The organism is Aliivibrio kagoshimensis, assembly GCF_050337105.1.
Taxonomy (GTDB): Bacteria; Pseudomonadota; Gammaproteobacteria; order Enterobacterales; family Vibrionaceae; genus Aliivibrio_A; species Aliivibrio_A kagoshimensis.
The window spans coordinates 1-24728 of the sequence record NZ_JAKJSQ010000002.1; the positions used below are offsets into that span (position 1 = coordinate 1).

At 41.8% G+C, this 24728-nt stretch carries 32 protein-coding genes; 27 read left to right on the plus strand and 5 right to left on the minus strand.

Annotated elements, in window-relative coordinates; translation table 11 throughout:
- The first annotated feature begins 364 nt into the window (after nt 1-364).
- From L4C32_RS00040 to L4C32_RS00070, 7 genes are all read left to right on the plus strand, one after another.
- Nucleotides 365-769: a hypothetical protein gene (locus tag L4C32_RS00040; RefSeq protein WP_428194796.1), complete on the plus strand. Its 405-nt coding sequence runs from the start codon at nt 365-367 to the stop codon at nt 767-769.
- A 172-nt stretch (nt 770-941) separates the two neighbouring features.
- Nucleotides 942-1286 carry a HopJ type III effector protein gene (locus L4C32_RS00045; protein ID WP_428194797.1) on the plus strand — a complete coding sequence of 115 codons (345 nt, stop codon included), beginning with the start codon at nt 942-944 and terminating at the stop codon, nt 1284-1286.
- A 24-nt stretch (nt 1287-1310) separates the two neighbouring features.
- A complete protein-coding gene (locus tag L4C32_RS00050; RefSeq protein WP_428194798.1) occupies nt 1311-1628 on the plus strand; it encodes a hypothetical protein in 318 nt (105 codons plus the stop codon).
- Nucleotides 1629-1743: 115 nt separating this feature from the next.
- Nucleotides 1744-2214 carry a hypothetical protein gene (locus L4C32_RS00055; RefSeq protein WP_428194799.1) on the plus strand — a complete coding sequence of 157 codons (471 nt, stop codon included), beginning with the start codon at nt 1744-1746 and terminating at the stop codon, nt 2212-2214.
- A 28-nt stretch (nt 2215-2242) separates the two neighbouring features.
- A complete protein-coding gene (maoP, locus tag L4C32_RS00060) occupies nt 2243-3841 on the plus strand; it encodes a DUF413 domain-containing protein (RefSeq protein WP_428194800.1) in 1599 nt (532 codons plus the stop codon).
- Entirely contained in the window at nt 3842-4480 is a 639-nt protein-coding gene (locus L4C32_RS00065; RefSeq protein WP_428194801.1) for a glutathione S-transferase family protein, read from the plus strand.
- 20 nt (nt 4481-4500) lie between these two features.
- On the plus strand, nt 4501-5058 hold the full coding sequence (locus tag L4C32_RS00070; RefSeq protein ID WP_428194802.1) for a VOC family protein: 558 nt from the start codon (nt 4501-4503) through the stop codon (nt 5056-5058).
- A 7-nt stretch (nt 5059-5065) separates the two neighbouring features.
- Here L4C32_RS00070 and L4C32_RS00075 read toward each other — a convergent pair whose 3' ends face one another.
- Nucleotides 5066-5332 (minus strand): hypothetical protein, encoded by a 267-nt coding sequence (locus L4C32_RS00075; RefSeq protein ID WP_428194803.1) that lies wholly within the window; start codon nt 5330-5332, stop codon nt 5066-5068.
- Nucleotides 5333-5447: 115 nt separating this feature from the next.
- On the opposite strand from L4C32_RS00075, the gene L4C32_RS00080 reads away from it, so the two are divergent.
- A complete protein-coding gene (locus L4C32_RS00080; protein WP_428194804.1) occupies nt 5448-6140 on the plus strand; it encodes an aspartate/glutamate racemase family protein in 693 nt (230 codons plus the stop codon).
- 25 nt (nt 6141-6165) lie between these two features.
- Nucleotides 6166-6636 (plus strand): OsmC family protein, encoded by a 471-nt coding sequence (locus L4C32_RS00085; RefSeq protein WP_428194805.1) that lies wholly within the window; start codon nt 6166-6168, stop codon nt 6634-6636.
- Here L4C32_RS00085 and L4C32_RS00090 read toward each other — a convergent pair.
- Nucleotides 6614-7285 carry a Crp/Fnr family transcriptional regulator gene (locus L4C32_RS00090; RefSeq protein ID WP_428194806.1) on the minus strand — a complete coding sequence of 224 codons (672 nt, stop codon included), beginning with the start codon at nt 7283-7285 and terminating at the stop codon, nt 6614-6616. The genes L4C32_RS00085 and L4C32_RS00090 overlap by 23 nt on opposite strands.
- A gap of 114 nt (nt 7286-7399) precedes the next feature.
- On the opposite strand from L4C32_RS00090, the gene deoD reads away from it, so the two are divergent.
- The 13 genes from deoD to L4C32_RS00155 all read left to right on the plus strand — a co-directional run bounded on the left by deoD (nt 7400) and on the right by L4C32_RS00155 (nt 19126).
- Nucleotides 7400-8107, plus strand: a complete 708-nt coding sequence (deoD, locus tag L4C32_RS00095; protein ID WP_428194807.1) for a purine-nucleoside phosphorylase — start codon at nt 7400-7402, stop codon at nt 8105-8107.
- Nucleotides 8108-8111: 4 nt separating this feature from the next.
- A complete protein-coding gene (gene ushA, locus L4C32_RS00100; RefSeq protein ID WP_428194808.1) occupies nt 8112-9815 on the plus strand; it encodes a bifunctional UDP-sugar hydrolase/5'-nucleotidase UshA in 1704 nt (567 codons plus the stop codon).
- A gap of 101 nt (nt 9816-9916) precedes the next feature.
- Nucleotides 9917-10366, plus strand: coding sequence for a hypothetical protein (locus tag L4C32_RS00105; protein WP_428194809.1), 450 nt, complete (start codon nt 9917-9919; stop codon nt 10364-10366).
- 4 nt (nt 10367-10370) lie between these two features.
- Nucleotides 10371-11315 (plus strand): homocysteine S-methyltransferase family protein, encoded by a 945-nt coding sequence (locus tag L4C32_RS00110; RefSeq protein WP_428194810.1) that lies wholly within the window; start codon nt 10371-10373, stop codon nt 11313-11315.
- A 134-nt stretch (nt 11316-11449) separates the two neighbouring features.
- Nucleotides 11450-12196, plus strand: a complete 747-nt coding sequence (locus L4C32_RS00115; RefSeq protein WP_428194811.1) for a hypothetical protein — start codon at nt 11450-11452, stop codon at nt 12194-12196.
- 12 nt (nt 12197-12208) lie between these two features.
- Nucleotides 12209-13645, plus strand: a complete 1437-nt coding sequence (locus L4C32_RS00120; protein WP_428194812.1) for an ankyrin repeat domain-containing protein — start codon at nt 12209-12211, stop codon at nt 13643-13645.
- Nucleotides 13646-13882: 237 nt separating this feature from the next.
- Nucleotides 13883-16141, plus strand: coding sequence for a peptidase U32 family protein (locus L4C32_RS00125; protein WP_428194813.1), 2259 nt, complete (start codon nt 13883-13885; stop codon nt 16139-16141).
- 220 nt (nt 16142-16361) lie between these two features.
- Complete coding sequence (locus tag L4C32_RS00130) at nt 16362-16883, plus strand: GrpB family protein (RefSeq protein ID WP_428194814.1); 522 nt, start codon at nt 16362-16364, stop codon at nt 16881-16883.
- Nucleotides 16884-16991: 108 nt separating this feature from the next.
- The gene (locus tag L4C32_RS00135; RefSeq protein WP_428194815.1) at nt 16992-17207 is read left to right on the plus strand and encodes a DUF6500 family protein; all 216 of its coding nucleotides are present in this window, start codon (nt 16992-16994) and stop codon (nt 17205-17207) included.
- Between the two features lie 180 nt (nt 17208-17387).
- Nucleotides 17388-17810 (plus strand): VOC family protein, encoded by a 423-nt coding sequence (locus L4C32_RS00140; RefSeq protein WP_428194816.1) that lies wholly within the window; start codon nt 17388-17390, stop codon nt 17808-17810.
- A 221-nt stretch (nt 17811-18031) separates the two neighbouring features.
- Nucleotides 18032-18310, plus strand: a complete 279-nt coding sequence (locus L4C32_RS00145) for a type II toxin-antitoxin system Phd/YefM family antitoxin (RefSeq protein ID WP_428194817.1) — start codon at nt 18032-18034, stop codon at nt 18308-18310.
- Complete coding sequence (locus L4C32_RS00150) at nt 18310-18606, plus strand: type II toxin-antitoxin system RelE/ParE family toxin (protein WP_428194818.1); 297 nt, start codon at nt 18310-18312, stop codon at nt 18604-18606. The genes L4C32_RS00145 and L4C32_RS00150 overlap by 1 nt, the downstream gene beginning before the upstream one ends.
- A gap of 70 nt (nt 18607-18676) precedes the next feature.
- Nucleotides 18677-19126 carry a GNAT family N-acetyltransferase gene (locus L4C32_RS00155; protein ID WP_428194957.1) on the plus strand — a complete coding sequence of 150 codons (450 nt, stop codon included), beginning with the start codon at nt 18677-18679 and terminating at the stop codon, nt 19124-19126.
- 31 nt (nt 19127-19157) lie between these two features.
- Here the strand turns inward: L4C32_RS00155 and L4C32_RS00160 are convergent, their stop codons facing one another.
- Together L4C32_RS00160 and L4C32_RS00165 are read right to left on the minus strand one after the other, a co-directional pair.
- Entirely contained in the window at nt 19158-19442 is a 285-nt protein-coding gene (locus tag L4C32_RS00160; protein ID WP_428194819.1) for a type II toxin-antitoxin system RelE/ParE family toxin, read from the minus strand.
- 2 nt (nt 19443-19444) lie between these two features.
- The gene (locus tag L4C32_RS00165; protein WP_428194820.1) at nt 19445-19723 is read right to left on the minus strand and encodes a damage-inducible protein J; all 279 of its coding nucleotides are present in this window, start codon (nt 19721-19723) and stop codon (nt 19445-19447) included.
- A gap of 240 nt (nt 19724-19963) precedes the next feature.
- Between L4C32_RS00165 and L4C32_RS00170 the strand changes: the two genes are divergently transcribed.
- The 5 genes from L4C32_RS00170 (at nt 19964) to L4C32_RS00190 (ending at nt 22994) form a co-directional block, all read left to right on the plus strand.
- Entirely contained in the window at nt 19964-20407 is a 444-nt protein-coding gene (locus L4C32_RS00170; protein ID WP_428194821.1) for a GNAT family N-acetyltransferase, read from the plus strand.
- Complete coding sequence (locus L4C32_RS00175; RefSeq protein ID WP_428194822.1) at nt 20394-20921, plus strand: GNAT family N-acetyltransferase; 528 nt, start codon at nt 20394-20396, stop codon at nt 20919-20921. The genes L4C32_RS00170 and L4C32_RS00175 overlap by 14 nt, the downstream gene beginning before the upstream one ends.
- A 184-nt stretch (nt 20922-21105) precedes the next feature.
- On the plus strand, nt 21106-21855 hold the full coding sequence (locus tag L4C32_RS00180) for a TerC family protein (protein ID WP_428194823.1): 750 nt from the start codon (nt 21106-21108) through the stop codon (nt 21853-21855).
- 130 nt (nt 21856-21985) lie between these two features.
- Nucleotides 21986-22468, plus strand: coding sequence for a GNAT family N-acetyltransferase (locus L4C32_RS00185; protein WP_428194824.1), 483 nt, complete (start codon nt 21986-21988; stop codon nt 22466-22468).
- A 46-nt stretch (nt 22469-22514) separates the two neighbouring features.
- Nucleotides 22515-22994: a cupin domain-containing protein gene (locus L4C32_RS00190; RefSeq protein ID WP_428194825.1), complete on the plus strand. Its 480-nt coding sequence runs from the start codon at nt 22515-22517 to the stop codon at nt 22992-22994.
- A gap of 9 nt (nt 22995-23003) precedes the next feature.
- Here L4C32_RS00190 and treC read toward each other — a convergent pair whose 3' ends face one another.
- Entirely contained in the window at nt 23004-24698 is a 1695-nt protein-coding gene (gene treC / locus L4C32_RS00195) for an alpha,alpha-phosphotrehalase (RefSeq protein WP_428194826.1), read from the minus strand.
- Nucleotides 24699-24728: the final 30 nt, after the last annotated feature.

A 24728-nucleotide genomic window follows, 5' to 3' on the forward strand; every position in this document is an offset into this window, starting at 1 on the left:
TTATTATATCAATAGAGAGTTAATGGTATGGTGAACTCAATATCAATAGGGTTTCATATATGCAATATTGGAACCATATTAATAAATGGTTGATTAATTTATTATAATAAATAACCTTCCTACAATAAAATTGTCATGTTGTAAAATAACCTGACAATAATTGTGTGTACTTATGCTTTTGTTCATTTTATGTATTACATAATTATGGATGTCGGCTTGTTTTTTTGGGTATTGATAGTTATATTGATTCCATATGTGTACGTATTTACCTCATTAAACCGAGCTGTGCACTGAAATTTCCATACGCAGGGTTTTAAGTAATTAATTGTTTTTATGGAAAAAATATCTAGCACAAGGAGGTTGGATGATTCCGGGCTATTGGTATAATTTTTTAGAATATAATAAATGTATGGATAAAGTGCTAACCATTCATCATGATGACGACCTTTCAGAGGTTGGCATAAAGATGAGATTGCTTTCATTAAATGAGAGTTTACATATTTCCATTAATCACTTTCCAGCAAGGTTACTGTCAAATTACGGCTATATCCCTGTTGGTATATGTATGCATGAAAGTAAGGATGACTATTATATAAATAAAAGAGATGGGAAGGATGGTTGTTTGTATCGAGTTTATTACGATGGTATTAATGATGAGAATATCTTTGAAGGTGCCATTGACAAAGTCTTAGATAATTATGTGAACATGGTTTTTAATAATGATACGCCTGTTTTTAATTGGGATTGTAATATATCTAATAATGATTAATGTTGCTATTAAGAGATTAACTCATCTTTTTATTTGTTTATAAATATTGTAACAATAAAGAAGCTTCATCGATCACAATGACTGCGGCACGCTTAAGCCCCTAATTACTAGCCATAAAAGTACATCTCAAGTAGACTTATCCCTATTAATAATAAATGGAGAGTAATACTAAATGGATGTAACATCATTTCTTCAACAAGTAACCGCCCAACCTTCATCCGTTGATTTTGAACAGACGATGGCAGTGATTGATACCCATTATGAATTTACGGCAACAGAGTTTCGTAATGGCTCTGAACTGAATGCCGCTGGTGCAAATAATGGTTCTTGTAAAATATTTGCTTTTGCTAAATTGAATTCGCTAGATGTTGAGTCAACATTGGCCTGCTTCGGCCGATTTTATCGCGAAGATGTACTGAAAAATCCCGCGGGGAGTGATCACCAAAATATCCGAAATTTTATGGAGTTAGGATGGGACGGGATTCAATACTTTGGAACGGCACTCGTTGCTAAGTAATAGGCCTACTTCTTTAAATGTAAGGTGGCTACTATCGTACGCTTCTTAACAGTTTCGTTACTGTTTTTCCTAGGCTCCGTTGTTGCATCTCCAACCAGCAATGAGTTTGAGGCGTGCGAACGGCTTGCTGTTTTCTCTTTACAAGGCTGCTTAGATCTTGAAAAAAATGTCAAAAATAGCCAGTGTTGGCAGCAATCTAAGCGCGATTATGAGCAGTGTAGAAAGAGAGTCATCTCTCGACACCTTCCACCTACTGGTAGCGATCTAAAAAAACTAGAGAAGCGTAAAAAGCTCGAAGCGGAAGCTAAACTGAAGATGGAGAGTGAAAATAATAATAGATGATAGATGAAGACAAAGAGCCGTTGTTTCGATAATTTGATGAAGGCAATGAATTATCGGTAATACATATGATATTGTAATGAATTGCATATGAAGAGTGATTGTAAGAGAGGGAGATTTGGAACATTGCTATCGTTGTAAACTTGAGCTAACAGAAACGACCCCTGCTGAGAGTGGCAATATCTTATTTTATGCTTGTGAAGGTTGTGGTGCATGTTACGCAAAAAAAGCAGGGCAGCAGTTGCATGATCGATGGCAAATGCCGATTACTATTCCCCTCTACAGTTTAATATATGAAAAAGAACCACTTAAGATTGTTAATAACGTTGTGAATCAAATTAGCCGAAGTAAAAGGCGTTTTGTAGAGCCAATTATTAATGATATTCATGAAGAATTAAACAATCCCAAGCAGAAGCTCATTGAAATTCATGATTATCTTTATCCCGACGAACAACAATTTCGAGAGTTTTTACGGTTAGTTGCTACCGGTTTACAAGACAGATTAGATAACCCCCGTCCCAAACCGCCAGCCAAACAAAAGCAAAGTACCTCTAGCTTTTTATATCGGTTGTTATCGCTGTTTAAATAACATGAGATTTAACAAATGGAGTTGTAAGTTGAAAACCTACCTCTTAGCCTCTTTGGTTATGTTTAGTTTATCGTCATGCACTTACCTTAAATACGCCTCTGTACAATCTGACTACGCACGAATTCAAAACGCAGAACCTGCGCAATTAAACTTAAAGCATATGATAGACGTTGATAAATTCTATGTGGTTGGCTCAGTACTTGAGAAGGATTGTGACTGCTCGGAATCGTCATTGAGTGTTGTCGCTTATTCGAGTCGTTTTAAACAACATGAACGTGTGGATAGTATCAATTTCGTTAATATGAATACGCATTACGGGTTAACAATGCCAGAGGGACAATATGAGTTATTGGTGTTTGCCGATCTAAATGGAAATGAGCGCTTGGAAAAAGGGGAGGTAGTAGGACAAACTCAGATTGAGCTTAATAGCGCTACTGCACCAAATGGGGTTCTTACTCACGTAGATATTGATCTAGGGTTACCAGAGACAGTAGAGACAGTAGAGTGGGTAGACGAGATTCGTTTGCCAAAACGTGAAGAGTTGCAGCAATCGATCTTCTTTCCTGGTGGCACGATACGATCATTAGATGACTCAATATTTGATAACGGAGTGGTGACCTTAGGAATGTACGATCCCGCTTCTTTTTCCGAATATGCACCCACGATGTTTTACGCCTTGGAAGAGGAATACTCCTATAAAATACCAGTTATCTTTATACACGGTATTGATGGGAGCCCGCGAGATTTTAGGAAAATAGTTGATTCAATGGATCGCAGTCGATACAAAGCGTGGTTCTACTACTACCCATCAGGGGGGGATTTAGATCTGTCTGCTGAGCTTTTTTATCGTATTTTTCTCTCTGGAAAAGTGATGGAGCATACCGAGCAGCCATTAATTATTGTCGCTCACAGTATGGGAGGTTTGGTAGCACGAAAAGCTTTAAACCTTTATCAAGATGAAGAGAGTGAGAATCGAGTCGAACTGTTTGTCTCTATTGCTTCTCCTTTTGGTGGTCATAAAGCTGCCGCTGAGGGGGAGGAGAGTGGTTTGATTGTGTTGCCAGCATGGCGTGATTTAAATCCGAACAATGACTTTATTAGAGATCTTTACGATAAACCATTGCCATCAAACCTGAATCACCAACTTCTTTATGCCTATAGAAACAGTAGTTCGCTGAAATTTGGTGAGAACAGCGATGGAGTTGTTACCTTAGAGAGCCAGCTTCATGTGAGTGCGCAACAACAGTCTCGTGCGCAGTTTGGTTTTAATAATACCCATACGGGCGTGCTTAACAATGATGAGGTGGTCAGCTATATTCAGCAGCAAATAGGCCTGGTAGATAACTTCTACCCTGAAGCGCATTTGCAAGTGCTAAATCTAGGTGGTGTCGATGTCGACTTAGGCGATAAGTATGACCCTATCACTAAGTATGTTATTGAGAACATGGGGAAATATGTGTTTGCTTTAGTGAATGGAGAGCTAGAACCCGTTCACCCTTTGCAACGTCAATTTATCCAAGTGGCCAAAGGGGAAATCGCGCCATCTACGGAGCTAGAGAAGGGATGGAGATCGTTTATTGAAGAGCATCCCGAAATTCATCAACAGTACAGTTCAAGGAATCGATAAATGTACCAACTCTATTACTACCCGAATAATGCTAGTTTAGCGCCACATTTTTTGCTTCATGAGATGGAAGTAGAACATGAACTGCTTCTGGTAGATAGAGCGTCAAACTTTCAGCGCAGTGATGAGTATTTAGCGCTTAATCCTGCTGGACGGATCCCGACACTGGTGGATGGTGAATTGGTGCTGTTTGAAAGCCCAGCCATTTGTATGTACTTGTGTGAACAGCATCCAGAGAGTGGAATGATGCCAGAGGCAGGCACGGCAGAGAGAGCGACTTTTTATCAATGGTTAGCCTTTTTAAACAATACCCTTCAAGCAGAGTTGATGGTTTATTATTACCCTCAGCGACATACAACGAATCAAGCTGCAATACCAGAAGTGATGGCGGCACAAGAACAAAGAATTGCAGAAGCGTTAACCATTTTAGATAATCAATTAGCGGGTAAGCAATATCTGTTAGGCGATGATATTTCGGCCTGCGATTTCTTTTTGTTTATGTTGGCGGAGTGGTCAATGAAGATCACGCCTTCTCCTCTCTCTTATACGCATTTGGGGGGTTACCTACATCAGATGGCACAGCACCCAACCGTGGTAGCAGTGTGTGATAAAGAGGGGATAGACTTAACTATCTTTAAATAAAAGAGTAAACGGAGTGAATCATGGATGATAATAACACTGTAGGCTTTACTGATATGCAATTGAGTCATTTTGAATTGTATGTTCAAGATATTGCGAAAATGTCGGCGTTTTATACCCGTCATTTGGGGTTTGTAGAGACAGATAGGGGGGAGGGCAAAGCGGGAATGGTTTTTTTAAGCCGAAGTCCCAATGAGCACCATCAACTGGTGCTTAACCCGCGGCAATCTCACCAAACAGTCGAAAGCCCACTGGATCACATCTCATTTCGAGTGGCTTCGTTATCGGATCTTCGAGGTTACTATCTGGCCTTGTTGGGCACGCCGCAAGTGACGCCTCAAACAGTTTCACATGGGTCAACATGGTCGATCTATTTTCGAGACCCTGAAGGGAATCGTCTGGAGATTTTTACCGATACCCCGTGGCATGTGAATCAACCTTGTAAGTTCGACATCGATTTGACGTTATCAGACCAAGCGTTGCTGGAGAGCACTGAGCAACAGATTAGAGATAGGCCCGGCTTTCAAGCGCACCTAACTTGGAAAGCAGAGCATCAGAGTGCGATTAAAGCTGACTCATAGCTAGGGCTTATTTTGTGCGTATTATCACTACGAAATCAGCCTGTTCTTGATGAACTGAGCCAAATTTTACAAAGGTGTTGTACAGAGAGTAAGTCTGTTTGCTCTCTTTTTTATCGGTAGCACGAATGAAATCTGTAAACTGCTCAGAGAAATCAAAGCTGCGATTTTCCGTAAACATCTCATGCATGTAGTAGAGGTCACTCATTTTTTTAGGGGTGAAGATTTTTCTTAATTTCCCCCGTTGATTGTAGATACGGATTTTGACTCTTTTCATAGTAATACTCGTTACAGATTCGATCTGGAATTTTAGGTTTGTTGTTATTCAGTGTAATCTAACCGAGTGGAAAGGGCATTCAAATCTGACACGTTAACCGAATATGGAGAAAGGGATGAAAACAGTAGGAATGTTAGGTGGCATGAGTTGGGAGTCCACCGCCAGTTATTATAAAGCGATCAACGAAGGAGTAAAACAGCAACTGGGTGGGCTCCATTCAGCAAAAATTGCGCTTTATAGTGTTAATTTTGAAGAGATAGAGAAGTTACAGCATCAAGGGGATTGGCAGGCAACCGCCAACATTTTATCCAAAGCGGCGCAGTCAGTGGAAGCGGCAGGGGCTGATTTTTTACTCATTTGTACCAATACCATGCATAAAGTGGCTCCCGATATTGAGTCCCATATTTCCATCCCAATCTTACATATTGCAGACGCCACTGCACAGCAACTGCAACAAGATAAGATTACTCGAGTGGGTCTGCTGGGTACTCGATTTACCATGGAGCAAGACTTTTATAAACAGCGGTTAACTGAGCGTTTTGGTATTGAGGTCATCGTACCCGACGAGGACGATCGCACGGTGGTTCACGATATTATTTACCAAGAGCTCTGCTTAGGTGAGATTCGAGATGTGTCTCGTGACAAGTATCTGGCTATTATCCAAAAGCTATTTGAACAGGGTGCTCAAGCGGTGATCCTAGGGTGCACTGAAATTGCCTTATTGGTCAACAATGAACATACCGATGTACCTCTGTACGACACAACGGAAATACACGCTTTGGCTGCTGTTCAAGCAGCAATATCATAGAGTAAATATCACAAACGGAGATACTATGTCTGAGCATTACGCGACTATTCATTGGAAACGTGCACCACACGAAATCTACTCTGATAATCAATATAGTCGTGGTCATCACTGGACGTTTGATGGCGGTGTGACGCTCCCTGCTTCATCATCACCTCATGTGGTGCCACTGCCCTATTCAGTTGAAGCGAATGTGGATCCAGAGGAGGCGTTTATTGCTGCGCTGTCCAGTTGCCATATGTTGGTATTTTTAGCCATTGCTGCCAAGCGTCGTTATGTTATCGACAGCTATGAAGATAAAGCGGTAGGCATCATGGAAGCTGACGCTGATGGGCGGGTAGCGATCACCAAAGTGACGCTAAGGCCAAATATTGTGTTCTCAGGGGATAAACAGCCGACGTTTGCTCAATTAGAGAAGATGCACCATCAATCTCACAAAGAGTGTTTTATTGCGAACTCAGTTAACACAGAGGTTGTTACTGAGATTGTGATGGCTTAAGGCTTAAAAAGTCGGACAGTTTATCTAGGTCGATAACCTTCAGTTGGTTATCGACCTTTTCAATGAGGCCCATCTCAACCAACTGCTTCACCACTCGGCGATAGACACGCTCTGAGCTGCCAAATCTGGCGGCCTCTTTATACACTTGTGAAAAGTTTACGGCAGGTTTAGTGCCAATGTAACGCTGGTGAATATCCCAGGCCACGTTATGAATAAGAGGATGAAGGAAGCGATTCATGGTTAATGCCATGCCGGTTTGATAGCGCTCTGACATCGATTGACTCAACCAGATAGCGATACGAGCATCTTGTTGCAAGATGTCAGTCATCAGCGAGACGGGAATGATTTTCGCTTCAATGGGTTCACTGGCACAGACGTCAAACTGGCAAGGACTATCCGTTAGAAACTCATCTTCACCGAACAGGTGATTATCAACAAAGTTCAGCCCTAGACTGAATCGGCGACTATTGTTCGCTGTATACTCAATGGAAAATTGCCCCATTTCAACCCAATAGAGCTCACGAATTTCTTGGCCCTGGCACAACAGAAAATCACCAGCAGCAAACTGCTTTGTCTTCAAAGGTTGTTCGGCAATCACTTGGCAAAACTGTTCAAAACCTTGTTGTACTAATGCAGTGATCTTATTCATTTTTTGCCTTTTATAGAATTTGCGATCGATATAGGGGTGAGCCTGACATATGTCCTGAATGAATGACTACACGCCCGATAACATGGTGAAAAACTGATAATAAAGGTAATAACCATGACTCCACACATTAATGCCACTCGCGGTGACTTTGCAGAGATCGTTCTGATGCCTGGTGACCCATTGCGCGCAAAATTTATTGCTGACAATTATTTCGACAATGCTGAGCAGATTACGGATGTTCGTAACATGTTGGGTTACACAGGGTACTACAAAGGAACACGAATGTCTGTGATGGGACATGGAATGGGAACCCCTTCCATGTCTATTTATGCCAATGAATTGATTAATGATTTTGGCGCTAAAAAAATGATCCGAGTGGGTAGCTGTGGCGGAGTTGCGGAAGATATTGGCCTTAGAGACATCATTGTTGCCACTGGTGCAGGCACTGCGAACGCTATGAATCGAGCTCGTTTTGCGGGGTATGATTATGCGGCAATTCCTGATTTCGAGATGCTACGTGGCTGTTGGCAAACTGCAGAAGAGCTAAAGATCCCCGTTCGTTACGGCAATATTTTTACCAATGATTTCTTCTATGAAGACCCCGATACCTTGCTGCCAGCGCTGCTTAAAATGAACATTCTTGCGTTGGATATGGAATCTTCAGCACTGTTTACTATCGCCGCACAACATCGAGTACAAGCTCTGAGCATATTGACCGTTTCTGATCACGTCGTTTCAGCGCAAAAGATTTCGACTGAAGAGAGACAAAACAGTTTTCATCAAATGATGACATTAGCCTTAGAAACCGCATTAAAGGAGTAAATAAATGAAAATAGGATTTGGATTAGTTGCCGCTGCTGTTGTGGCTGGATTAACAGGGTGTGCTACTAAAGAAGAGCAGAGCATTGACACAGAGTGCGGCATAGATAACTGCACCAAGTTCACCGTGTTACACACCAATGATAACCATGGACGATTTTGGGAGAACCGCCATGGTGAGTATGGAATGGCGGCACGTAAAGCGTTAGTGGATCAAATTCGATCTGAAGTTGAAGAGTTAGGGGGACAGACACTTCTACTCTCCGGTGGTGATATTAATACCGGTGTGCCAGAGTCGGATTTACAAGACGCGGAGCCAGATTTTATTGGCATGAATATGCTGGGTTATGATGCTATGGCTGTGGGCAATCATGAGTTTGATAATCCTCTGTCGGTATTGGATATGCAGCGAAAATGGGCCGAATTTCCGATGCTAGCCGCGAATATCTACAAAACGGTAAAAGCTGATGATGCTACAGAGCAGCTAGTGCGCTATTTTGAACCCTACAAAATTTTCGATGTAAATGGATTAAAAGTGGCCGTGGTAGGGTTGACCACAGAGGACACCGCAACCATTGGTAACCCAGATATTGTCAGTGACTTAACCTTTACCGATCCAACGGCCGAGATGGTAAAAGTCATCGCAGAAATTAATGCGGCTAAAAGCGCAGATGTCATTTTTGCCACTACGCACATGGGACACTATCAAGATGGCGAAAGTGGTAGCAATGCTCCGGGTGATGTCATGATGGCTCGTGGTTTAGAACAAGGGTCGCTGCAAGCTATCTTTGGGGGACACTCGCAAAATCCAGTCTGTATGGAAGCTGGCAGTAACCAGTATGCAGAGTTCAAACCCGGTGGTGAGTGCGTCCCAGATAAACAAAATGGCAGCTACATCATGCAAGCCTATGAGTGGGGGAAATACGTCGGTCGAGCTGATTTTGAATATTATGGTGATGAACTTCATCTAGCGAGCTACCAACTTATTCCTGTGAATTTAAAGCGCAAAGATGCAGACGGTAACCGGGTGTTAGTAGCTGGCGCAATCACGCCTGATCAAGAGGTACTTGCTGCATTAAAACCGTTTAAAGAGAAGGGCGAAGGCAAGTTAGATGAAAAAATTGCGGTGACTGATGCTCAATGGGAAAGAGGAGACAGCACTGAACAAACCAAGTTAGGTCATCTACTTGCGCAATCAAATCGCAGTAAACTCGGTGCTGATTTTGCCGTGATGAACTCTGGCGGCATTCGCGCCTCAATTGAAGCGGGCGATGTAACGTATCGTGATGTGCTGACGGTACAACCTTTTGGCAATATGATCACCTTGAGCAACATGACAGGGTCTCAAGTTGTCGAGTATTTGTCCGTCGTAGCAACCAAGCAGGTGGGTTCAGGGGGTTACGCGCAACTGTCAGGGATTAAGATGACCGTCGATTGTAAAGCGGCGCAAGTGGCAATTCATGATATTAATGGTAAAGGGTTTAATGCAGATGAGAGCTACACGTTCACCGTACCAAGCTACAGTGCATCTGGCGGAGATGGCTATCCAAAACTTAACCCCGTAGACAGTGGTTACTCCGACGCTGAAGTATTGTATGGCTACCTTAAAGAGAAGGGGAACATTATAGGTGATGAATTTACACCTGTAGTAGGGGACATTACCTACATCAACTCAGAGAGTGAGACGGGTTGTAAACTGTCTAAACAGTAATAGGCATCAAGCGCATTCACCCTATAGGCAGCTTAGGCTGCCTTTTTTATAAGGAGTGCTATAGTGAGTTTTTTAATGATACCTAAAAAAAGGGGGGGGCGATGGAGTATGCCGATGAATATAAGTATGAAGTGATCCATAAACAATTACTCACTGATAAGTCCAAAGTGGCTGAGATGGTGAAAAATGATCCTGACTATTTAGTCGCCACGAACAATATTGGTCAGACGGCGTTGGAGTACTTTGCTACATTAGATCATAAAGATAATGTCATATTACTCGGCACATTAGGAGGCACAGTAGCCCCTTCTGCATTAAGAGATATCTGCACTCAAGGCTCACTAGAGATGGTTGAGTTATTGCTGCCTTTCTGTGATAAAAGCAGTATTGAAAATTGTATTGATATGCTAACCACGGCAGAGATAGATAGCGATAAATATCAGAAAGTGGCAGCGGTTTTTAAACTGCAAGGATATCAACTCAAAGCGCAAAAAGAACCGTTCAATTTCGAAGATGCTTGGTTGCCCTCGAACTCCAAAATAGAGTGGTAACTGCATGGCTAAATATCGGCATAACCTGCCACTGTTTGATGGTAGCCTTTTCATTTCTGATGGGGGGTTAGAGACAACACTTATTTATGAACATGGATTCACGCTTCCCCAGTTTGCCGCGTTTACTTTACTGCATGATGAAGCAGGACGTCGCTGTCTCAAGAGTTATTATCAACAGTATTTATCCATAGCACATGCCCATAATGTGGGGTTTATTCTAGAGAGCCCAACATGGCGAGCGAGTGCTAAGTGGGGAGAGTTGCTTGGCTATTCAAAGCAAGATATTGATACCATCAACCACAAGGCTGTTGAGTTGATCAATACGTTGAGAACTGAACAGAAGCCGCACGATACAACCATTATCCTCAGTGGCTGCACGGGCCCCAAAGGAGATGGTTACCTCATTGATGAAACCATGACGGTTGAACAGGCGAAAGCGTATCACCTGCATCAATTCACTTCATTAAGTCATACCGATGCTGACCTTATCACTGTCTACACACTTTCATACATTGAAGAGGCTATTGGTGCGGTGCTTGCGGCCCAAGAGGTGAACATGCCGATAGTGATTGGTTTCACGTTAGAAACAGATGGTAATTTGCCTTCGGGTAGTTCACTGAAAGACGCAATACTTGCCGTAGATGCAGCCACTAATCTGTATGCCAGTTATTTCATGATAAACTGCTCCCATCCCACTCACTTTACCTCTCAATTGATGGGGCAAGAGCGCTGGAAGTTACGCATTCAAGCCATTCGAGCAAATGCATCTATTAAGAGCCATACTGAGCTAGAAGCTTGCTGTGAAATAGACAGTGGCGATCCTCAAGCCTTGGCAAAACAATACCAGATCTTGAAAAGCCTTTTACCTAATATGAATATTGTAGGGGGCTGTTGTGGAACCAACCAGCAACATATTGAAGCTATATACACCGCCATTTCAAATAAGTAGAGCGATAAGGGAACCCTCATACCCAAATAGGGGCATATGCGATAAGGTTTATAGTTGATAAAATACGCATTAAACAAGTTTATTACCTATAGTTAAGCCTATAGGTCTGTTCCAGCCAATAAAGGATTATGGTTTTGAGTATAAAGCAATTCAAGTTCCCATTTTTTGCGTTTACCACATTTCTATCCATTTTAATGCTCACTGCTTGTATCCCTACGATACAACGCTTCTATTTTGCTCCGGCAGTGATAGGGACTGTGATCGACCTCAATACCTTGAATCCAGTTGCAGAAGCAAAAGTGAGCTACGTAGAGAGTGATGAAGAGCCCGTATTAACTGATAAAGATGGTTCTTTTGCTCTGTCCTCCATTTCCGAAATTCAAGCCAGTTTTTTGATGGTGGGTCACGCTATTAATGAGAACCGCATTCACGTGACTTATGGTGCGAGTACGGCAGATGGCTATGTCCTGGGCAGCTTGAGAAGTACCTATGAGGAATTTGCTAATGCCGCAGTGATTTTTATTGATACGCAGCCCAATATTATTTCTAAAAAAATCAAACCCGAACATGCGGATTATGCGCTATTAAAGTCAGCGCTATCTGAGCAAGGAACATTTGGTCAGTGTGATGTTCAACTAGGCTACTCAGCTTTAGTTGCTTTAAATAGTGCGCGGAAACTCTATTGGACTCAAACGTTTGGGCTAAATCCGATGATAGATAAAACACGGGTTCAAAAGAGTTACCATGATGTTGAGATTTTATGGCGAGCACTTGAACGTAGCTGCGAACTGGAATTAGAAGAAAAAATGAAAGTGTATGAAATAACTCGTTTGATCATTAGCGAAGCAAATGATGTTCACAGTTCGACAACAGAGAATTAAAAGGAATTATTGATGAGAAAAATGATACAAGCGAGCTTGTTTGGCCTCCTAGTTTTAATGACAGGCAGTGCAACGGCATCAGATTCAATAAGAGTGTTGCCTATGGTAATGAGTGAATCGTTGGCAGAGAGCTTCCAATCTACAATGCCCCCTTACCTTCATGAGTTTAGGTTTGCCTATAAGCAAGATAGTGAAACGGTGGATCGAACTCGGCTCTATTACTCATCAGAGACACACCGATTTTCAGAAGGTATATTTGGCAGCCCAGCGAAAGTGGTTCCATTAAATAGTGAATATGCGATGTTAATTTCGGAGACTTCAGCCTTTGATGACTATGACTATCGTGTGGAAGTGCTCCATCACTCAGGGGGAGTGTTAACCATAGGAACACCTCCAGAAGTGCTGCTGTCTAGTATGGGAATGATCATGGATATCTCTGAGCAAGTTTATGTGAATGAGACGGACAAGGTATTGGTTCTCAATAGTTCCAAAAGCGATCTCATTGCGTTAATGAAAAGAGTCGTCGGATGGAAAAAGGAGAGTAGAAAGGGCCCTATTCCAATGTCTGCTAGAAGTTATCACTACCTCTCTGACGCTGAACATGAGCGCTTCAATGCTTTTTTTACCCGTCGTATTGAAGTTCGTGAAGATATGATGGCGTTTACCGATGAAGTAAAGACTCTCGTTGCTGAAAAAAATCTGAATGGTTTATCTCAATATAAAAAAGATCAGGCACGTATTACCAAGCAATTATCTCGTTTTCTCAATCAATATTTTGAGCAGTATGGTGACGAGATGTTCATGGCTGATTTTAAAGACCTGCATACCACGTTAACCACTGATCCTGATGCGATTGTTCGCGAAATCAAAAAAAGCATTAATCAGGCGAAAACAGAAGAGGTGAATGAAAAACTTCGAGAGGTGATTACCGCAAAAATTGAACAACAGAACGCAAAATATACCTTGTTAGACGATTACTCACCACTTGCTGTCGCTGTTAATGATAATGATATGGCTAAGCTTAAATCGCTATTGGCTGATGGCGAAGACCCTAATGCCATCTACAAAAGCTGGAGTGCGTTAAACCAAGCGGCTCAAGATGGTCAGTGTGAAATGTTGAAAGTGCTTGTTGATGCGGGTGCAGATATGACACTCCGAAGCCGAAATGTCTCTCCTCTTTATAGTGCGATTAAAAATAATCATCATCAGTGTGCTCGTTACCTCTTAGAGCAAGGCGCAGAAGTGGATTCTCGTCACTATCAAAACTTAAACACTCCGTTGATCAGAGCGGCAAAGGATGGTTTTACCGAGAGTGTTAAGTTGTTACTTGAATTTGGTGCCGATCCATTAGCAGAGAGCTATGCGGGAGACTCCGCGATCGCTTGGGCTAAAAATAAAGGGTATACAGAGATTGTTAAGCTCATGGAAGCAGAGTTGGCGAAGCGTTAAAAGAGGCTAAAAATAGTCGTTTGACTATCAAGAAGAGAGTAAGTGCATTTACTCTCTTTTTTTACGCCTAAACAAACCGTTGCGTTTTCTGCTGCTAATGAATGGGATCAAGATAGTATGAGTTAGATGAAATGATCTGCATCAATAAAAGGCGTAGTAATGGCAATGCTTAGCGGATCCGCGTAGAATGCCCCCTCAAAAAAATATCACAAAAAGCATAAAGTGAGTTCTGTCGTTATGAGTAGAAAAATTGAATTATTGGCTCCCGGTGGTGATGTAGAAGCGATAAAAGCAGCGATTGTTGCTGGCGCGAATGCAGTCTACTGTGGCTTAGATATCTTTAATGCCCGAAACCGAGCATCCAATCTTTCATTTGATGAGCTGACAGGCATTCTGCGCTTAGCTCATGAATACGATTGCGAAGTTTTTCTCACGCTGAACGTGGTGATTTTAGAACAAGAGATCCCATCTCTGGTTAAATTACTGAACAAGCTGGTGAACAGCGGTCTTGATGGCATCATCGTGCAAGATCTTGGTGTCTTTAACCTAGTTAAAAAGCATTTCCCAACGCTGGATATCCACGCTTCCACTCAGTTAACGACTCATAACGAAGGCCAAATTCAGTTCCTGCATAAAATTGGCGCTACTCGAGTTAACTTGTCACGCGAACTTAACCTTGGTGAGATTAAAACCTTAACGGCGGTTGCACATGACCACGACGTATTAACGGAAGTGTTTGTACACGGTTCACTGTGTATCGCTTTCTCTGGTCAATGCTACTCAAGCTCAGTCAGTGTAGGTAATTCAGGTAACCGTGGTCGTTGTAGCCAGGCGTGTCGTGATGAGTATGAAATCACCGCAGCAGGTAACAAATTCCCGCTCAACCTTAAAGATAATTCGGCTTACTTTGATCTGCCTGAGCTGGTGGACGCTAAAGTCGATTCACTTAAAATCGAAGGTCGTATTAAAGGCGCGCACTACGTGTATACCGTGGTGGATAGCTGGCGTAAGCAAATCAATAAATTTGTTGAGACTGGCGAGCTGTTAGAAGACGACTCAAACCTGCATAAAGTGTTTAACCGTGATTTTACCAACTCATTTTTGAAAGGTAACCTCACCAAAGATATGTTCATCGACAATCCACGTGATAACAGTGTGAACTATGCCCTTGAGCAGAACAATGCGATTTCTGTGGTGCAGATTGAAGATGTGAAAAAAGATCTGTATGACTCCAAAAATGCTATTGGCGCGACGTTAGAAGACAAAGTGAAGTTCTTAAGCATCGCCAAAAGCAGTTTAACTTTAGATGTATCTGGAAAAGTAGGCGAGCCGCTAACGGTAACTGCCATCACCACGAGCAATAAAGGTGAAACCAATACGCATGTCGTGACATCTAGCTCCCTATTAGCGGCAGCTGATGAACTTGCGATGACTCAGCACACCATTGAGAAGCGTCTGAGAGGCTTTAACAATGCTGAGTTTACGTTAGATCGATTTGATTTTGAGCATTACGAAGACAACTTAACCGTGCCGTTTAAAGAGCTAACCAACATTAAAAATGAGTTGGCTTTCTTACTTAACGGTTCGGTTGAAGTGGTTAAACATGTAGAGGTGCCTAAACTTCCAGTACATGCCAAAGTAGAAGAGAAACCGAAACTCTCTATCATGATTGCCGACCTTAAAGATCTGCATCTGTGTGATGAAACCGAGGCGGATGTCTATTTTAAACTGCCTGAAAGCTTTAAAAAGAACTGCACCAAATACATCGATCTATTATTGGCCAATCCGCGCCTGATCCCTTGGTTCCCTGCTGTGTTAATTGGCAAAGATTACCTTGAAGCAGTGAAGATCCTTGAACAAGTTAAGCCAGCACGTATTGTCACTAACAATACCGGGATTGCTTATAAAGCATTTGAGCTGAATATCGATTGGATTGCGGGACCATTCTTAAACACCACTAACTCTCATGCGTTATTGACCATGCAAGAGGAGCTTAACTGCTCAGGTGCCTTTATTTCGAATGAGATCAATCGTGGCCAAATCAAACACATTCGTCGCCCTGAGAACTTTAAGATGTTGTACAGCATCTATCACCCAATCTTGATGATGACCAGCAGACAGTGTTTCTTCCAACAAACCGTTGGCTGTAAGAAACCGAGTATTGAAGATGGCTGTATGCTGAAATGTGAAAAAGCGACCACCATTACCAACGTTAAGGGCATCTCGTWTGCCGTCGATAAACAGAAAGGCGGCTACCCGAGCATCTATAACGATGAGCAGTTCCTAAACTTTGATGCTGTGGATGACTTCTCTGGCCTGTTTGATGAGTTCTTTATTGACCTAACCAACATTGGTGCAGGCTCGAAAGAGGAGCAAGACAAGAGCTTGCTGGTGAAACACTTCGAAGCGTTGCTGTTAGGCGTTGAAGCGTCAAAAACAGAACTTAATCAGTTGGTGACAATCTCTACAAACGCGCAGTACCGTCAAGGGCTGTAAAAACACCTCCTCGTAACAACATTGCTCGCCTGTCTGGGCGAGCGATTTCTCCTCCTTTAGTACGCACTCTCCCCTGTTTTAAACTACGCAGTCACAATTGAATCTTTTTTCTATCACTGGAATTTGTAAGCTTGCTGTAAAACACTAATTATTCTAGGGATGTATGATACGGTGTGGCAAATTCGTGAGTGTAAGGCGTTAGGTATCCAAGGAGACCGCATTGAGTTCAAGAATCATTGAAGTCGTAGAATTTCGACAATCATGGGCTGTTGACTTTAGCCAAGAGAAAAAGGCGATCCAGTCTGCTTTGAGTGCAAGTAATGTGGTTGAAATTCATCATATTGGGAGTACTTCAGTAAATGGCCTGTGTGCTAAACCTGTCATCGACATCCTTATTGAAGTCGATTGTCTCAAAAAACTCGATCAAGAGAGTCACCTCATGGAATCTTTAGGTTATCTTGTAAAAGGTGAATTTGGCATTACAGGCAGACGATATTTTCAAAAAGGCACTGTGCAAAGAAGCCATCAGGTTCATGCATTCTTAGCGGGCTCGAAGGAAGCAGAAAGGCATCTTGCCTTTAGAGATTACTTAATTTCGTTTCCAACTATTGCATCAGAATACGCCTCAATAAAGAGGGAAGGTGTATCAATTTGCAATAATGATATTGATCTCTATTGTCGGTATAAAGATGCTTTTATTAAAGAGCACGAAGTTAAAGCGATCAATTGGAAATACGCTTAAATCGGAAACAAACACTGGAATGGCATTCCGAGTATTGAAGTGTCTGTCCTTTCAGGCTTCCCAGTTATCGTGGTTGCCATAATATTTTCGGAACAATAGAAGAGTTGTATGAGAGAGAGCCTTAGATTAAAAATCATCAAAGTATGTGATGATAAAATTGAGAAAAAAGGAACCAATGTTGGCTTGTCATTTTATGCTTTCTTCGCCAATAAAAATGATGATCCAGAGCTACTAATGGAAGCTGCAGAATGGTGGATTATGACCCACAAGTTAGATCATTTTGAGAAGGCGTTAAAAATCAAAAAAATGGTTAACAGCGGTTAATATCACCTCTCGCAATTTAACGTGTGAACATATTGCATATTGAAGTGACTGTCCCTTCAGGGTCATAAATTCCTCAACCACCCCTATTTTCTACCCATCCCCTTTTTTCTCTTGGCCTAAACTGTAGTTGAGGTTTTAGGCTGTTTATCTAAAGGCTTGATTATAAAAAGGGAGCGAAAAATGACCAGAGTTGAACACCTTAATATAACGGTACCAGATGTTGACGCCGCTTTAGAATTTTTGTCCGTTGTCGCTCCAGACTTCAAAGTGCGAAAGGATGTAAAGGCACCGAATAAGCATCGCTGGGTACATGTAGGAAATGAGCAATGTTACTTCGCATTGCAAGAACCTCACTTAGATTCGACATCTCCAAGCGATCCTCAGAATACGTATAAAAACTATGGAATTAACCACATTGGTTTAGTTGTTGATGATATCAAAGTAGTCGAAGAACGTTTGGTTTCTAAAGGGTATAAGCGGGGTATTGTCGCACCAGAAGAGAGATACAGAAAACGAGCTAATTTCTTTGACAGTGCAGGACTTGAATGGGAGTTGACGGAATATTGGACGACGGATCTTGACGATATGTACTTATACGAATAGTTTTTTGTATGCGATAGGGCTATGTCAGATGGTTTTGCGGCAGTTGTGATTGGCCTAAAACGGTATATAAAAGTGTCTGTCCTTTCAGTCCATCTCCTTTAATCATGACCTCACAGTTGAACGCAGCCAGGGGTCGTAACACTTGAGACCATGATATCTTGCAGCACAATTGAAATTGGACTATAATTTGTACGTTATTTTGTACTATTAGGTGTTCAAATATGAGTCGTATTCATTTCGATAAAGATATTCAGCCTCTTTCTGAGTTTCGTGCAGGTGTCACTTCGTTTATTAAACAAATCAATGAGACTCGTCGTCCTCTAGTTATTACCCAACGTGGCAAGGGGGTTGCGGTTGTGCTTGATGTTGCCGAATATGAAGCAATGCAGGAAAAAATCGAGTTACTTGAAGAGATGCGCACAGCAGAAGCTCAAATCGCTGCTGATTTAGGTGTCTCTAATGATGATGCTCGTGCTCAAGTACTTGGCCGTATCAAGTAATGAACGTTGTCTGGTCTCCATTAGCTCTCGAAAAGCTTGGTGATGCAGCCGAATTCATTGCTTTAGATGATCCCGTGGCTGCGAAAAACTGGGTGAATGAGGTTTTCGATAAAACTGACTTACTCGGAACTACACCTGAAATGGGGAGGAAGGTTCCTGAGTTGAGCCATACACAGTATCGCGAAATCTTGTTTGGTAATTATCGCATTGTTTACAGCTTAGGTTTTGAAGTTCGTATTTTAACCGTTCGTAGCTGTCGTCAAATCTTAACTGAAAGTGATGTATCACCATTGTAATAAAGTAAATTAGCTATCGCGAATCATTGAGCTGCCCTATTAGAGAGGAATTTAAAAGGAAAACAACTTGATTGAGTGTAACAAAGTATCGCCAGATTCTGTGCCAATGAGGTTGTTACTTGAAGCGGATCCATCAGAAGATTGTATCAAAGGGTATTTAAAGGGGTCAGAGTGCTTCGGTGCATTTGTGGATAATGAACTAGCGGGTATTTGTGTGAGCAAACAACAGAGTGCATCCACAGCCGAGATTTACAATATCGCGGTATACCCTAGTTATCAGAAAAAAAACATTGGCTCGACACTGCTTCAATTTGCAATAAAAGAGCTTGCAACCAGTGGTTACAATAACGTTGAGCTTGGAACGGGGACGTTTGGTTATCAATTGTCCTTCTATCAACGTCATGGTTTTAGAGTAGATTCAGTGAAAAAAGATTTCTTTCTGGATAACTACGATGAAAAAATCATTGAAAATGGTATACAGCACAAAGATATGTTGCGGTTAGTTTGCCGATTAGGTTGAGGTACATGCGTCAGCCGCAAAACGCTACGACTTAGGCATCTTGCTCGGGGAATTTTTGCTTTTGGTGGAGTACACGCATAATGTGAATGGTATCGCCTTCTACCCAGTATGAGACGATCATTGAGACTTCAGGGATAATAAGAAGTCGTCCTCGAATAGCACCGCGTTGTACGCCCATGAGCGGTTGCTCTAATAGCTTTTCTACTTTTTCCTCAATAACTATGTCCGTTTTCTCAGCGACATCTGGGTTAAAATCGTAAAGAAGCTCAAATATTTTTTCACGATCGTTGAGAGATTCTTCTTCCCATAAAATCATAGTTAAGCTCGATTACGAATCTTAGCTTTTCGCTCAGCCATTCGTGCTTTTGCTGAGTTGTGATCAACAAATGACACTTTTCCTGAGTCAAGATTCTCAAATGCTAGGTTTACTTGTTCCGTTAACCAAGAGCCATGTGATAATGCTTTTCGTTGTTGCTCTGCCATTGTCTCAGTAAGCTCACGACAAGCATCGCTAAGTGTGCGGCCTTGGCTTTCCGCCATTTGCTGAGCTAAGCGTTTAGTTTTGTCATCAATACGGAACTGAATTCTTGTATCCATGATATGCTCCATTTATTCTGTGTGTACAAATGTTAGCACCACGTTTGAGATTGAGCAACCGGAAGCGACAGGGGGCCTTAAAGAGAGAGGTAAAACTATATCCCTGTCTCTGTCCCTTCAGACTTCCCAGTTATCGTGGTTGCTATAAAATTTTCAGAACAATTTGAGAAGGCTCTAAAAACCAAAGAAATGGTTATCAGCGGTTAATATCGCATCTCATAATTTAACGTGTGAACACCAATGAAATATACCGAACGAACAGCAAACGATGATGATTATCAGTTTTTGTACGAACTCAAGAAAGCCTCTGAGTATGATGCGGTGAGCCGAGTTTTTGGCTGGGATGAATTGCTGCAACAACGTTTACACAAAAATGAATGGAATGAGGCAAGGCCAACTGTTATTGAGGTTGAGGGGAAAAGAGTAGGAAGTTACTTGTTGGAACCTCGTTTAGATTACTATTATTTTGGTCGGTTTTTTATACTTCCTAGATTTCAAGGTGCAGGCATTGGTACTGCTGTACTTAAACGTTGTATTGAAAAAGTCGGGAATAAACCCATTCAGTTGTGTCATTTACAAGGCAATAAAGTACATTATCTATACAAGCGTCATGCTTTTACAGTCACAGAGCAAGATGAAAAATTCATACATATGAAAAGGGCTTCAATCAATGGTATCAAATAGGATAAAAATCAGAGCACTAGAAGTTGAAGACTCTACTGAATTCTATACATGGTCGTGCGATAAAGAAGTCACCCAATTTAGCCTCTCTTCATACGCTTATCCGCAGTCAAAAGCGGATATCTCAAAGTGGCTTTTAGTAATAAATGATTCAACTAAAACCGTATCGTTTGGCATTTGTTGCCAAAAAACTGGAAAGCTTATTGGGTATGCGGGAATTGCCTCTATTAGCCAATTAAATCGTTGTGGTGAGTATTTTATCCTTATCGGTGACAAAGCGTATTGGGGAAAAGGGATTGGCACAGAGGTGACAAAACTCATAACCGAATATGGTTTTAATACTCTGGGCTTGCACCGGATTGAACTTACTGCCTATGCGATAAACCCCGCTGCGATAAGAGCTTACGAAAAGGCAGGTTATCAACACGAAGGTGTTAAGAGAGAGTCAGGTTTTCGTGACGGGAAATTCATTGATAAAGTACAAATGTCAGTGCTCTCACAGGAGTGGGGACTGTAAAGTGTCTGTCTTTTCAGGTGCGCCCCCTCACCCTCATTTTTTATGATTTTTTATATTTTTTCATTTGATAATCTACTTGTTTATTGGTTAACTGCGATCTCATTCTAACAAGAGGTTATACCTGTATGAACGACTCCCTGAGTCGACACCGCTTTTCTCATTCCATGTTCGTGGAGTGTTCGACATGCTAGAACTATTTCTTCAACCTGAAACGTTAATTATCTTTGCGACTCTCTTTGCTTTAGAGGTGGTATTAGGTATCGATAACATCGTGTTTATCTCCGTCCTTTGTGAACGCCTGCCAAAAGCACAGCAGAAATTTGCCCGAAACATGGGTATCTGTTTGGCCGTCGTAGCGCGAATTGGATTAGTATTCTCTATCACATGGTTAATGTCCCTTACCGCACCGCTAATAACATTGGCGTCTGTGGCATTTACCGGGCGTGATCTCATCATGATTGGTGGTGGTGCATTCTTATTGGCCAAGAGTGCGAAAGAGTTATACGTATGGCTAAGTGAAGATGAGCATAACGAAGCAAGTAAAGTAAGAGTAGGTATTGCGCTCATATTACTGCAAATTGTTGCGGTAGATGCTGTGTTCTCAATGGATTCAGTGATTACTGCGGTCGGTATGACAGATGAAGTGCCTATCATGATTGCTGCAATTTTAGCTTCGGCGGTGGTGATGATCACCTGCGCCGAAACGATTAACCGCTATGTAAACAGGCACCAAGGGCTTAAGACACTTGCTTTATTGTTTTTAATTCTACTTGGTGGTCTGTTAATGGCGGAAGGTTTTGCAATTCATGTGAATAAAGGATACGTCTATTTTGCGATGATGTTTGGTTTGATTTTAGAAGCTTGCCATATTCAGTTAAAGAAAAAAGCTAGCCGAGTTATCGTTATGACTCAGCAACCGATTGAGCAGAGTTAATCAAAAAGTACTGTTGCTTAAAGCCACATACTAAGAAGTGTGTGGCTTTTTTTATGGTACTTACTCGCGGTTGTATCTCCGATTTGTAGATGGTACAAATAAGCAACAGCAAAATAGGGAGCAATACGCAGTGCAATTTTTAACATTTCAACCAAAGGACTACTCGTTATTAATTGATTGGATCGATAGTGCCGAATGTAACCTGCTATGGGGTGGTCCTAAGTATCAATATCCACTGACCCTTGAGCAGATCTCGTCGTTTCTCAGTAACGACGACGTGAGGCCAATGGTGCTAACACGCGATGACACAATGGTTGGCTATATTGAGCTATTTAGAGTGTCAGATGATGAATATCGATTGTGCCGAGTACTTGTCGTGGATAAAAACAGTCGAGGTAAAGGATATGGGAAACAGTTAGTGCAACGATCTGTTGATTATATCCGTGAGCACTTTGCGGCAAAATCAGTCTCTTTAGCTGTGTTTGAGCATAATCAATCTGCTGTGGGTTGTTATCAGTCATTAGGCTTTATAAGTGAAAAAACAGAGCAGTATCAACCTGAATTTATGGATAAGCCATGGCCCTTACTTCATATGCGCTTGAGCTTGTCATGAGCTTAAATAGGTGACAGTAATCATTTAAAAATAGGGATATAACTAAGTGAAACCAATAATAAATCTTAATGAAATTGATGATTTTGAAGTCAGTGATGACGGCCCATTTCAAGAGCGCTATGCTGGAGTGAGCGATAAAATAGGGGCACAAAAACTGGGTTATAGCATCACGATTGTGCCACCGGGCAAGAAGGTGTGCCCTTTTCATAACCATCACGTCAATGAAGAGATGTTTCTGATCCTTGAAGGGGAGGGAACACTGAGATTTGGCGAGCAAGAGTACCCCATCCAAGCTCAAGATGTGATCGCTTGCCCACCCGGTGGTAGAGAAGTGGCGCATCAAATCATTAATACCAGTCAAAAGGAACTTAAGTATTTTTGTCTTAGTACCAATGAACCCGTGGATATCTGCGAATACCCCGATTCTAATAAAGTACTCTCCATGTCCGGTGAACCTGGCAATCGAACGTTTCGACATATCAGTAAAATGGACGATGCGGTGGACTATTTCACCGATGAAAAGTAGTAATGACAGTTATCGCTGCAACAGAATGACTTTAGTTTCATAGGGCTTTAATGTCAGTTGATGAGTGAGACCTTGTTGGCTCTCATTTGAGTAGTTATTAAGTAAGCACTGGCCACTCTCTACATCAAGATCTGATGGGAGTGAAATCTCGACGTGTTCACCATAATAGTTATTCAGACAGATGAGCGTTTGGTGGCTATTCTGGCGTTGATAAGCGAATACAGAAGGGTGATCGGGCAGTAAATCTAGGTAGTTACCATCGGTAATTACCGTTAGATGTTTTCTCAATGCGATAAGCTGCTTATAGAAATGAAACACCGAATGACTATCGCTTTGAGCTTGTTCAGCATTGATCTCTTGATAATTATTAGCAACATCAATCCATGGTTCTCCCGCGGTAAATCCAGCGTTTGGTTCAGCATTCCATTGCATTGGAGTACGAGAATTATCTCGGGACTTTTGCGCCAAAATGGCCATCATTTTGTCTGATTCAAATCCACCTTGATTGACCATAATGTCATACATATTGGTGCTTTCTACATCACGGTACTGATTGATGTCAGTGAAATTCGGGTTGGTCATCCCGATCTCTTCTCCTTGATAGATGTATGGCGTGCCTTGCATCATATGAATAGACGTTGCCAGCATTTTGGCTGATTCATTACGGAACTTTTTGTCATTGCCCAATCGACTGACGATGCGAGGTTGGTCATGATTACACCAGAACAGTGCTCCCCAACCTTGACCGTTAAGTCCACTTTGCCAATGATTGAAGATTTTCTTTAATCCAATGAAATCAAAAGGGGTTAAGCTCCATTTTTCGCCATTTAAGTAATCCGCTTTCAAATGATGAAAGTTGAACACCATGGATAACTCTTTCCCATCAAGTCGTGAATATTTCTGACAATGTTCGAGAGTCGTTGAGGACATCTCTCCGACGGTTACTGAGCCATAAGCCTGAAATACATCACGACTGATCTGTTGTAAATATTCATGAACACGTGGGCCATCGGTATAAAATCGACGACCATCTCCTTGCTGATCATCAGGAAAATCTTGTTGTTTGGAAATTAGATTAATGACGTCTAAGCGAAAACCATCTACCCCTTTTTCTGCCCAAAAGTGAATAACTTGCTCCACCTCTTTACGCACAGCTGGGTTTTCCCAATTAAGATCAGCCTGCTCTTTAGCAAACAGGTGCAGGTAGTATTGGTCTGAAGCCTCATCAAGTTGCCACGCACTCCCACCAAATTTTGATTGCCAGTTATTTGGCACTTGCGGTTTGTTATTAGAGTCTACGTTGGCATCTCGCCAGATGTAGTAATCGCGGTAGGGGCTGTTGATATCATTAATGGCAGATTGAAACCAATGATGTTGAGTCGAGGTGTGATTAATTACAATATCCATGATGATGCGAATGCCCATTTGATGCGCTTGATTCAGTAGCTGATCAAAGTCATCCATGTTGCCAAATTGCGAGTTAACCGCGTAGTAATCTGAGATGTCATAACCGTTATCCACCATCGGGGATTGATAGATGGGTGTTAACCATAACGCATCAATCCCTAAGGCTTTGAAGTAGTCAAGTTTAGAGATAATACCTTTAATATCCCCAGTACCTTTGTTGCCACTGTCACAAAAACTTTTCGGGTATATTTGATAGATCGTTGCGGTGCGCCACCAGTCATATTGAATTGAAGTCATGTAAAACTCGCATAGAGAAAAAGAGGAGAG